The sequence below is a fragment of the Bacillus sp. JJ1521 genome (assembly GCF_036965165.1).
Taxonomy (GTDB): Bacteria; Bacillota; Bacilli; order Bacillales; family Bacillaceae_L; genus Ferdinandcohnia.
Genome location: NZ_JBALOX010000180.1, coordinates 1 through 11621, shown reverse-complemented (window position 1 = coordinate 11621; position 11621 = coordinate 1). Strand labels below are relative to the sequence as shown.

12 protein-coding genes are annotated in these 11621 nt (G+C 34.0%); all 12 read right to left on the bottom strand.

Annotation, left to right across the window (positions count from 1 at the left end; genetic code table 11):
• On the bottom strand, window positions 1–682 hold a 682-nt coding region (locus V7147_RS20785), incomplete at its 3' end, for a TnsA endonuclease N-terminal domain-containing protein (protein WP_335369717.1).
• Window positions 683–711: 29 nt separating this feature from the next.
• Entirely contained in the window at window positions 712–1557 is an 846-nt protein-coding gene (locus tag V7147_RS20780) for an integrase catalytic domain-containing protein (RefSeq protein WP_335369716.1), read from the bottom strand.
• An 89-nt stretch (window positions 1558–1646) separates the two neighbouring features.
• Window positions 1647–1817: a hypothetical protein gene (locus tag V7147_RS20775; protein ID WP_335369715.1), complete on the bottom strand. Its 171-nt coding sequence runs from the start codon at window positions 1815–1817 to the stop codon at window positions 1647–1649.
• Window positions 1804–3084, bottom strand: a complete 1281-nt coding sequence (locus V7147_RS20770; protein WP_335369714.1) for a TniQ family protein — start codon at window positions 3082–3084, stop codon at window positions 1804–1806. Before V7147_RS20770 ends, V7147_RS20775 begins: the two co-directional genes overlap by 14 nt.
• A gap of 964 nt (window positions 3085–4048) precedes the next feature.
• Window positions 4049–4696, bottom strand: coding sequence for a bifunctional 4-hydroxy-2-oxoglutarate aldolase/2-dehydro-3-deoxy-phosphogluconate aldolase (locus tag V7147_RS20765; RefSeq protein WP_335369713.1), 648 nt, complete (start codon window positions 4694–4696; stop codon window positions 4049–4051).
• Window positions 4697–4708: 12 nt separating this feature from the next.
• Complete coding sequence (locus V7147_RS20760; RefSeq protein ID WP_335369712.1) at window positions 4709–5659, bottom strand: sugar kinase; 951 nt, start codon at window positions 5657–5659, stop codon at window positions 4709–4711.
• A 38-nt stretch (window positions 5660–5697) separates the two neighbouring features.
• On the bottom strand, window positions 5698–7488 hold the full coding sequence (locus V7147_RS20755; protein ID WP_335369711.1) for an alkaline phosphatase family protein: 1791 nt from the start codon (window positions 7486–7488) through the stop codon (window positions 5698–5700).
• Between the two features lie 46 nt (window positions 7489–7534).
• On the bottom strand, window positions 7535–7768 hold the full coding sequence (locus V7147_RS20750; RefSeq protein WP_335369710.1) for an SdpI family protein: 234 nt from the start codon (window positions 7766–7768) through the stop codon (window positions 7535–7537).
• Window positions 7769–7931: 163 nt separating this feature from the next.
• Window positions 7932–8948, bottom strand: a complete 1017-nt coding sequence (locus tag V7147_RS20745) for a Bug family tripartite tricarboxylate transporter substrate binding protein (protein WP_335369709.1) — start codon at window positions 8946–8948, stop codon at window positions 7932–7934.
• A gap of 62 nt (window positions 8949–9010) precedes the next feature.
• Window positions 9011–10519 (bottom strand): tripartite tricarboxylate transporter permease, encoded by a 1509-nt coding sequence (locus tag V7147_RS20740; RefSeq protein WP_335369708.1) that lies wholly within the window; start codon window positions 10517–10519, stop codon window positions 9011–9013.
• A gap of 32 nt (window positions 10520–10551) precedes the next feature.
• Window positions 10552–11034 carry a tripartite tricarboxylate transporter TctB family protein gene (locus tag V7147_RS20735; RefSeq protein ID WP_335369707.1) on the bottom strand — a complete coding sequence of 161 codons (483 nt, stop codon included), beginning with the start codon at window positions 11032–11034 and terminating at the stop codon, window positions 10552–10554.
• Window positions 11035–11091: 57 nt separating this feature from the next.
• Window positions 11092–11621: FadR/GntR family transcriptional regulator (locus tag V7147_RS20730; protein ID WP_335369706.1), on the bottom strand; the 530-nt coding region annotated here is incomplete at its 5' end.

The following is an 11621-nucleotide window of genomic DNA, read 5'->3' as shown; positions in this document are numbered from 1 at the left end:
GTTTATAAATATCATCCGCGGTAAAAGAAGCATTTTTAATCGATAATAAATCATCGAGGGTGATATTTGGTGTTGATTGAACATAATTAAGAATAATATTTCGACTGGTTAAAGAAACCGTGGGATTTTCTTCTAAAAGATAATCTTCTAAAAAGCGAATATTATTTTGTAAATTCCAATTAATTTCATTAGAACATCGTATTCTAAAAGAAAGGCCCTTTTTCTTTGCAAATTCCTCTGCTGGAGGACATCTCCATTGGCCATTTTCATCCAAGCAATATCGTTCCGGTGATTCTTCAATCTTCTTGGATAATTCTTTTTCTGTTTTCCATTCTTCCCAACCAATAAAATCTTCCGAAATTACAAAGAAATCAGCTGTATATCTATGACCTCTATTTTTACCATCTATAATGTAATTAATGGTAAATCCTTCTGGTTGGTCATAAAACTCATAAACGGTTTTATCAAACTCCATTAAATAGATTCCACACAGTTCAAGTGTGTGGCTTTCAAATTGTATGGTTAATCCCATCTTTTTACTAGAATAGAACCCTCTGACATTCCCTTTCCCGCTTTGAACTCTACGAGATGGTTCTGAATATCTAATACTATTGTTGATATAATTTTTGGTCTCATCACTAATTCCCTTTTTACTGCAAAATAGATCAAAATCATTCATCATTTATGTTAGAGCTCCTTACTTTTATTCTCTTAGAAATTTGTCTTTTGTCTTTTGCTATCCTTTTTTAGTTTCTTCCAACCACCATTGATGTAAACAAACGCAATATCCAAATCAACAGGATCATACTTGACTGTAACCTTTTTCATTTCTATAGCCGGTTGGACAAACTCTTTTGTCCAATAATAAAAAGAATTAATCATAATTCCCCTTCCTGGGATAACTTTACGTTCAACTATTGGATAAGTTAATATCTTGAATTCCTCATCATATCTAATGTATCTATTGGGAATTTCACCACTTTGTATAGAGGTTTGAAATGTTTCCCTTGGACTAGTGCCTAATCTATTATTAGGTTCTTTGTCATAAACTTCATCTAACAACAAAGAAAGAGATTTTTCTAAACTTTCAAAAGTCCATAAAGACTTTCGGGGTTCAGATCCATATATTACAAAATTCTTAACTGTTCTAAATAAAGCCTCAATATTATTCTCATTCTTAGAATCCTTTGGATAAAAAGAAACTGTGCAACCAAATTGAAATAAAAAGCTTTGGAAATGAACATTTGAAAATTCTTTCCCACTACTGATTACAAAGGAATTAGGTATTCGAGAATACTTTTTCACAGATTCCCTGATAACCGCTAGGTTTGAAACATAACTTGGTGGATTTAAAGATAAATAAAATCCTAAAATTCTTCTGGAATAATCATCAATTAAAATTGTTAGCCAAGGTCTCCCAATAGAAACCTTCATTACTGGACAATACAATAATGTATCCAAACAAGTGTGAGTAATTATTGCTCTTTGGAATGGTCTTATTGATATGTCTATTACCTTTTCAAATAATCTCTCTTTTTGATTGTTGTTATATGTCATAGATAATTCAACTCCTTCTATAATTCATAGCAATATCTTCGTTTTCATCAATTTAGAAACCTGTTCTTGTACATTCTCTAGAATGAAAACTATTTGCCTCTAACCAGCTCTAAAGTTTCCTTCATGCCCGACACATTTACTGGTGGTTCAAGCAACAAATAATAACCTAGTAAACGACCGGAATATTTATCCAAAATAGTACTAAGTACTCGATTTTTTTTAACCTTATCGACCATATATTCTTTACTATAATAAGTCATAAAAACAGCTCTCCTTTTTTAATTCATTCCACTTTTCTTGTAATGCTTTCTCTTTTAAAAATCCTATACCCAATTGTTCTTCCAATTTTCTTCTACTTGGATAGACACCTTGATTAACCAATAAATTAAATGTCTCGTTTAGCTGCTTATTTTTTTCGGAAATCCTTTGTTCTTTTTTAGTAAGTAAAAAAGAATTATAATTTTCCTTTATTTGATTACATTCCACAATGTACATATTTGAAAGCAATTTTCTATCACAGCCAATTAACATGGCCACACCACTTATTGATATTGGCTGTTTAGTTTCAATTACTTTATTTAAAATACTCTTAATTTCTTCATGGTCATGTTTAATTTTTTTTGTTGCTAAACAAACTGTAGTATCTTGCTTTATAAGAGGCTCTTTTGTTTGTAGAAACTCCACTATAGAAATACCAAGAACTTTACACATCCTAACTAAATAATTTAAACTTGGAAGATTTTCACCAGATACCCACATCCTAAAAGTTGTTTTAGGTATATTAAAATACTGAGCAGTTTTAGATAGGGATTTTTCAAAGAAGTTATTAACATAAAAATTAATAGATTCTGTAAGATTAGTATTAGAGAGATCTAACTCATTTTTGGATAATAATTCTCCAATATACGAAATGTCGGTAAAGAATTCATTTACATCTTCTTTGATTCCCTCATTTTTTGAGGAGTTAGTCCCTAACCAATTACCACATCTGGAACAAAACCCCGGTATTGATTTCCGGCTGATTACTGGTACTGTTCTTTTACAATTCTCACAAAGGTTTACAAGCTTAGTCCTATGTTTTATACAGTAATTCACCATTTGAATATTCCATATTAATGGTTCATAAATTACTTCTTCGTTAACACGTAATTCTTCAAAGCAATCAGGACACCATGATTTTGTTTTCTTAAACAAACCCCTGTTTGGTAATATAGACGACCAATTTTGCAAAGTTGTACAACTAATATCTGTTCTACCAGTGAAGCTATTGGTAAGTTCAGTAAACTCATAAGCTAATTTACCTAAACCATTTATCCCAATTGCTGAATCGAAAAAACCATTACCTCCACGATTTGAGATCCTTAATAGATACTCTTTATTTAATAAGGGTGCGTATATCTTCGAGATTAAATCACCCGTTAGAACACAATGTGCTTCTGCTAACCTTGTAATGTAACTTGTTAGGGATTCAACAAGCGGTGTCCCCATCCCAATTGGTTTAATGTTGTATAAAACACTTCTTTCCATAATTTTCTACCCCCTATTTTGGGGGTAGTATTCGCCAAAAAAAGTTTCTTATACTCTATAATAAAAATATTGGATAGTAGTGTTAGCCTTTACTTCTAATTCGAGATTTACAGATTACTCTGGTACATCTTTTAATAAAATCGCCATAACTAGGTCATATCTTCTACCTGAAAGAGACACCTTTTTCTGAAAATTTTATCTTTAAAAACAACAAAAAAGCACCACTAATAAAACGATGCAGGTACGTAACCCATCGTATATTAGCGGTGCTTCCGCATTTTTACAGTTATTAGGTTGTTTATTAAAAAATTTTAAAGCTGTTTCTTTTAGGTTATTTTAATTTCTACCAATATATTAAAACATAAAAATAATAGTAAAGCAAATGAATTCTACTTTATTATAAATTCTTTTGTGGTGTCTTGTAAAGAAAGAACTAGAATTCATCTTGTTACAAAGGCTATTCACTAAATGTTTCAAGAATGAAATTGTTACAGACCCCAAAGCCCTTTTCATCTTATCTGCGTTACGTACTCAACGTGGCTTGAGTGTTGATCGCAGACATATTGATGTAGTAAAGTTTACCTTTTAAATTAACCACTAAATATTTTAACTGTTTTCCTACGGAAGACAGTTCATATTGGATTCAACATTGAATTATACGAATGTATAAATTATTACACATAATGATAATTATGTTTGTTAACTCTCCTGCCTTTACTATGCCTCGTTCAGAAAAAGTATATAAAAGAGTAAAGGTAGAATTGTGCACGGGAATATATCCTCAATTCTAATTACTTTATCAACAACTTTTTATTTCAATTTGCCAGGTTTGTTAAGACCATTACACCAGTATTACTCCTCTATTCAAGGCATGAGATTTGACACTAAAAAAACATTAATTTTGGTGTTTTGGAGAGCATTAAAAAAGACTCTAACATTGTGTTAGAATCTCTATTTTGAAGTATTAAGCACTTACACCATTTTGGTTTCTCGTTTCGTTTGAAAATAGTTTAGCTTTATTTCTTAAGTCCGAATAAAAATTAGCATTCCCAATATTTTTGGTGTTAACTAATGAACTTCCTATTCCTAATGCAAATGCTCCTGCCTTCAAGTAATTCTGAATATTAGATAAGTCTACCCCACCAGTTGGCATTAATGGAATATGTGGAAGAGGGCCATGAATACTTTTTAAATAGCCTGGACCGAACGCATGTGCCGGAAAAACTTTTATTATATCTGCACCACTTTCGTAAGCAGTTAGTATTTCGGTTGGAGTTAATGCACCAGGAATACTAATAACACCATAGCGTTTTGTCATTTTTATAGTTTTAACATTTACTGTTGGAGAAAAAATAAACTTTGCTCCTGACATAATAGCTATTCTAGCAGTTTCAGCATCAAGTACAGTCCCTGCTCCGATAATCATCTTATCCCCAAAAGTATCTGAAACTTTTTCGATTATTTGACAAGCCTTTGGGGTTTCAACGGTAATTTCTAAAGTTTTAACCCCGCCTTCGAAGAGTGCATTTGCAATAGGGATAATATTTTCTATGCTAGCACCTCGTATCACTGAAACTATCTTATTCTCTTTTATTTGTTCCACAAGATTCATAATCTCCACTCCTTACCGAACTACATCAATAAAACCATTATTAATAAATGCGTTAATCTCTTCCATTTCAGGTAACCCCTCAACATCTCCTTCGACTCTTGTGACTAATGAACCAACTGCATTCGCTCGTTCAACTGAACATTTAATCGGTAAACCATTTAACATCCCTGAAAGAAAACCTGCTGCAAAACCGTCCCCAGCACCTACAGGATCAACGACATGATCAACATGATAGCCAGGAACAATCGCACTATCATGTTGTGTGAAATAATAAGCACCTTTTGCTCCAAGTTTAAGGACTACGATTGACGCACCTAATTCTAAAAATTTTTTTCCTAATTCTTTGTAATTATCTTCTCCAAAAATAAAGTGTGCTTCATCTATTCCAGGTAGAATAATATCTGCTTTAGATGCAATGAATAACAGTGCTTTTCTAGCAGTTTCACCATTCCACAATTTCGTTCTTAAATTTGGATCAAATACGATTTTCACATGATGTCGTTTTGCAATATTAATCGCTTCCATAATCATTTCATAACAGCCTTCACTGAGTGCTGGTGTAATTCCAGTAAGATGAAGATATTTTGCCTGTGATATATAATGCTCATCTAAATCATATTTATTTAGTTTACTAGCAGCAGAATTCTTACGATAATAATAGATTCTAAAATCATCTTGTCGTCTAGGTTCCTTAAAGTAAATTCCTGTAGACGACTCTGAATCAATTTTCACACGACTAGTGTCAATACCTTCTCCCCTTAAATAAGAAAGAATCCCTTTACCAAATTCATCATTTCCTACTCTACTTATCCACCCGACTTGATGTCCTAAACGGGACAGTCCAATTGCAACATTTGATTCTGCACCACCAAACTTCATTGTAAAGTTCTTGGCGTATCGCATCATTCCTGTTGTCTCTGGGGTAAACAGTGCCATTGTTTCTCCAATTGTAACAACGTCCATTTTTTATCCTCCTGATTCTTCTTTCAAAGACGTTCGTGTTACTCGTTCATTAAATCTGCCATTACTCTACCATCTAGCGTTTTTAATTGAATCCCAATGATTTTAGCAATTGTTGTACCACAATCATTCATTAAATAATAGCCTATATGGGACGTTTTTCTTTTATAGCCACTTTTCACGTGTTTACCTTGGCAAATAAAAAGTCCTAAATTAGAAGAATCTCTCGTCTTAGAGCTTGGTGATTGTGGACCGTGATTTGCTCCATGTGAGGTAACCGATCCTACAATGTCTTTATTGTTGCTTCCCCAAACAAAACCTTGATTATATGTAAAAATTACATCTCCCATATTTTCGCCCCAATAACCTATCATGGCTGCATCTTGCTTTCGTAACACTAGATTCACCACATTAAGTTGGCCTTTTTCGGTCTGATGGTACCATGTTGAAAGGGAATGATAAATTTGTGATTGTACTTTCTCATATTCCAACGGATCAACAATTCCGAATGGGTTTCTTTCTTTTGTATTAACAAATATTTCTAACCCGCCTCTTTCATCTTTTAAGAAGGCTTTACTTTCTGATAATATCGGTTTCCCTTCAGAATCCAGCTTAACAAGTCCATATTCTTCTAATCTTTTATAAATATCACAAAAATAGGAGTTTGGGACATTTCCATGATCAGATGCTAAAATTAATGTCGTATTTTCATCTTTGTGGTCCAATATATATCCAATAGCATGGTCAAGAACTTCATATGCTTTTTTCATAACTTCTTCGTACTTATCCACTTCCGCTTCATCATAGAAGGGAGATTCAGAGTCATATTTTCCTAAACAAGTATGGTGAGTTTCATCATTTAACCGGAAAACAGTTGCAAACAAATGGAATCCTTTTTCCTCAATAAGCTGCAAAGAAGTTTTTGCTAACCAGAGAGCTTGGTATTCTGCTTCTTCAAAACTAGTTTCAAAGTATGGCTCATCAGGTGATGCCTTCACTGTCCATTTTGAAATAAAAGGCCCGTTTTTCGATATTATCTCTTCTTCTATTTCTCCATCATTTGAAATTCTGCCTATTGCAGTAATTTGTGATTGCAAAATTGTAAGTTCTCCAGCTGCCAAATTGAGTGATAAGAGTTTAAAACGAACATAACCTAATGTTTCATCAATAGGGACTAAGCACCATTCTGACCAGTTGTTCGATTCTATGTATACTTCTGTTTCATTATCAAATTTTAATAATAACTGATTATTATTAATAACCTCTACTAGAACTTCCTTTTTCCTTCCATTCACTGTATTAATGAAAAAATGGTAATGTGCTTCATCTATTGCAATGATATTCGAAATATTCCTTTTTTCATGATGTGCCAATGTACCTTCTGGAGGCCATCCTAGCGCCTCTTTTTTCACCTTTTCTGTCCAATGGCTCTTAGTAGTACTAAATATAGCTGGTTGGCTCACTTCAAATGTATTGCCCTTTCCCCCGAAAAAAGGAGCAAAGAGGTAATGTTCTGTGTTTTCAACTGAAACTGTACCTGGAAAATGAACAAGGGCTGCTTTCTTCCCTTCTTTCTGCATGATACCTAATAAATTCTCTCCATTTTTGTTAGGTAGATTTTGTCCAACCCAGCTTGTTCCCGGTGCTTGACCAGCAATAAAAGAGACCCAGTTTACATCACCCCATGTTGAGATATAAGGTAATAACTCTGTAGTTCCTCCGCTTTTCATCAGCTTAGATATATTGGGTAAAGCTCCTTCAGATGAAAATTTATAAACCAATTCAGGAATCAATCCATCTACCCCAAAAACAATAACCTTTTGATCACTCATAATATCTCACCCCGTTAAAAATCAATCGTGTCATACTAAATATAGTTTAATAAAACTTTTGAGCTAACGTTCTTCCAACTGAAATTGCCATCACCATTGCAATTATGATTTCAAAAACTAAAAATAATAAAAACGTCCAAAAATCAAGTGATATTTGAAAACCAATCATAATGATTGGAGTCATCATGAATGCTCCAAGTATTAGTCTTTTGCCATATAGCTTTTGTGCGAAATACCAGATTTTTTCATTATTTACCGATAATGGTGTACGATAGGCCATTGTACTCCCCATATTTGGTGTGAAATAAACATAACGAATTCCAATAATTAAAAAATAAACCGCAATACTTAATAAGAAATATTTCATCATATTATAAAATGATAATAGGAAATAATATTTCTACTATTTCCTATCACTACCCCCAACTTAATTTTAATGATACTTATTTCTGTCCAGTAACAATTTCCTTCATACCGGTGGCTTCAATTACTTCACCGTAGTATTTGTATTCTTCTTCAATTTTCTTGGTAAACTCATCAGGTCCAATATAAGCTACAGCTTGACCTAGTTTTTCTATTTCAGCTACAAATTCAGGATCTTTTAGAATTTTATCGAATCCCTCAACTAATGTTTTCTTAACATCTTCTGGGAGATTTTTTGGACCAAATACGCCTTTCCAAACTGTAAAATTAATTTCATAATCTAATTCATTAAATGTTGCTACACCCGGTAGTGATGGGTCGCGTTCACCGGTTGAAGTAGAAACTGCTAACGCATCAACATCGCCTGATTCTAGGATTGGAAGAACTTCAGCAGGATGCATTACACCTATATCAATATGATCCCCAAGCAAAGCAGCTTTTACTTCTGCAGAACCTTTGTAACCAATTACTTCTGCTTTAACTCCTGCATCACTAAATAATTTTTCTAGAACAAGATGAACTGGTCCACCAACAGAGGAGTTACCATATTTTATTGCTCCGGGATTATCTTTTCCATACTTCACCAAATCCTCTAAGTTCTTGAATTTCCCTTTAGGTGAAACAAGAACAATTGCTTCTTCAGATACTTGTGCAATAGGTTCTAAATCAGAATATGTGTAATTAATTTGTCCGTAATGTGGTTGCACACTTACTGCACCTACTGGTGGGAACCCTAGTGTGTATCCATCTGCTTTCGCATTAACCACTTCTCCAGTACCCAATGTTGATGCTCCACCTGGTACGTTTGAAACAACCATCGCCCCACCAATATGCTCCTCTGCGTATTTAGCCATTACTCTTGCAATAGCATCAGAACTACCACCTGCGGCTGTTGGAACAACCATCGTAATTGTTTTTTCTGGGAAGCTGGAGACCTTTTCACCTGATGAAGTATCTTTGCTACATCCTGCAATCACTAAAACCAACAAAAGTAAAAAAGTAAAACCCGACAACGACTTTTTGTTAAATTTCTTCATTTATATCCCCCTCGTACCAAAGCATGGCCTTTGGATTTTAATTTTTTTGCCATGAGGTTGAATTAGACAACCTTGTCCAAATTGATTTTGGGTCCTTTCGATTGAAAAACCCTTATAATCTGGAAAATGATGATAACAAACGTAATAATTAATATCGTTCCACTAATTGGTCTAGTTAAGAAACCTATGAAACTCCCGTCATTCATAATTAACCCTTGTCGAAGACCTTCTTCAGAAATTGTACCTAAGACTAAACCAATAACCAGTGGCGCAGCGGAAACATTGAAATATTTCAGAGCAAATCCAACAATACCGAAAATTAAAATGAGAACAACGTCGAACATAGAACTATTAACACCATAAGCCCCTATTAACATTAAAGCTGTAACAATCGGCATTAGAATATTAGCTGGCACATTCGTTAATTTAACAAAAAGTCCAACAAGTGGTAAATTCAAAACTAACAATATAACATTACCAATGTACATACTCGCAATAACTAACCAAAATAGCTCAGAGTAGTCTGTAATAAAAGTAGGACCAGGTGTAATTCCATGAATCATTAATCCTGTTAAAAGCATGGCCGTATTCGCATTAAAAGGAAGCCCCATTGCTAAAAGTGGAATCATTGATCCGGCAGTAGCACCATTATTCGCTGATTCCGGTCCTGCAACCCCCTCAATTGCACCTTGACCAAATTCACTTGGATTTTTCGAAATTGCTTTCTCTGCCTTATAGGATACTAGAGTTGAAATAACCCCAGATGGCCCAGGTATTAATCCAACAAAGAATCCCAAAATAGAGCCCCTCATAATGGGGTTAACTGAGCGCTTCATCTCGTGCTTTTTTGGATATAAATCTTTTGCCTTAATTTTTATGAGTTTACCAGTCTTATATGGTGCAATAGCAGTGGATAGTATTTCAGCTAATCCAAAAGCCCCCATAGCAATTGGCAACATGTCAATCCCTCTTGTAAGTTCAGGAATACCAAATGTTAATCGATTAAATCCACTTAGTGGATCAGTTCCTATACTACTAAGCATCATTCCAATAATGACCATTAAAAAAGACTTAGAAAATGAGCCTCCAGTCAAGTTGCTTAATAGAATAATTCCAAGTATTGCTATTGCAAAATATTCTGGCGCCGCAAATTTCAATGCGAATTTGGCTAGAGGAGGTGCAAACAACATTAATCCAACTATCCCCAATGTACCAGCAATGAATGAACCTATTGCTGATATTGACAGTGCAGCTCCAGCTCTTCCCTTCTTAGCCATTTGATAGCCATCTAAAGTAGTAATAACGGAAACTGATTCTCCAGGCATATTCAATAAAATAGAGGTTGTCGATCCACCGTACATGGATCCATAATATATTCCTGCGAACATGATCATCCCAGCTGCCGGATCCATTCCATAACTAAATGGAAGTAATAGAGCCATTGCTCCAACTGGCCCTATACCTGGTAACACTCCTACAATCGTTCCAATAAATACACCTATGAAACACGCTAATAAATTTTCCCAAGTAAAGGCTTGCGAAAAGGCTGTAAGTAGACTTTCTATAATCATTTAATCCCACCCCCTTAATATCGAATCAAGTTTTAGATAAATATGCCTGTTGGCAATAACACTTCAAGTAGTAAACCAAAAACAAGGTAAAAAACAACTGCAGTTCCTATTGCAATAAATAATGGTTTAACAATACCTGGTAAGCCTTGTATTTTACTTAGTACAAGAACTAATAGGAATATGCACGTAAACGTGCCTAAAATACCTGCTAATAAGATAAAAAGGATGATGACACCTATATAAGATACAAGCTTGAATACTGCCTTTTTATCTGTAAATTCTACACCTGACTCTTCCAGACCCGTTTCTTTATTCGGTTTTGACTTTTCTACTAAGTCTCGAATTCCATTAAACAAGCATAAAGCTATTCCTATAACACTTAACGTTACAGGAAAAAATCCTTGTAATGGTTTTGATAAACTGCCAAAAGGTATTTTAATGGCAGATAAGAAGTAAATAAAACAAAGTACTGCAAGAGTAAAATAAAAAATGGCTGATTTTTTATTAAGAGACATTCTAATATCCCTCCCTTACCTTCAAATAATTATGTTTAGATACAAAGTAAACTAAGATTACTCACTGATAATTAATTTTAACGACTGAATCATTTTTTCTGTAGCCACTAAGTGTTCTCGCATACATTTCTCTGCTAAATCAGCATCTCTTAAAACAATACTTTCATATATATTTGCATGGAAGTTACTGGTTGTTTCAGGTCTTTGTTGATGGTTTTGTGTTAACTTAATTGCTTCAAGAATTAAAGGTTGGATTGCATTCATAAAAGACTCGAGAATCGGATTTTTAGAAGCTCTCGCAATCAAAACATGGAATTTTAAATCACTAAAATTGTATTCCTCGTCGGGAGTATCGGCATTATTCATTCTTTCTAGCGCCTTTTTCATATCACTCAAATCTTGTTCATTAGCTCTCATGGCAGCTAAACGAACCGTTTGTATTTCAATTATCCTTCTTACTTCTAAAAGATGATCTTGGTCCGCCTTACTTCTTATTATCATCGCTGTAAGCGAATTAGTTGCTACTTCAACACTTCGGTTAATAACCTTGGTTCCTTTTCCTTGTTGAGGTTCTCCGAAACATCTTT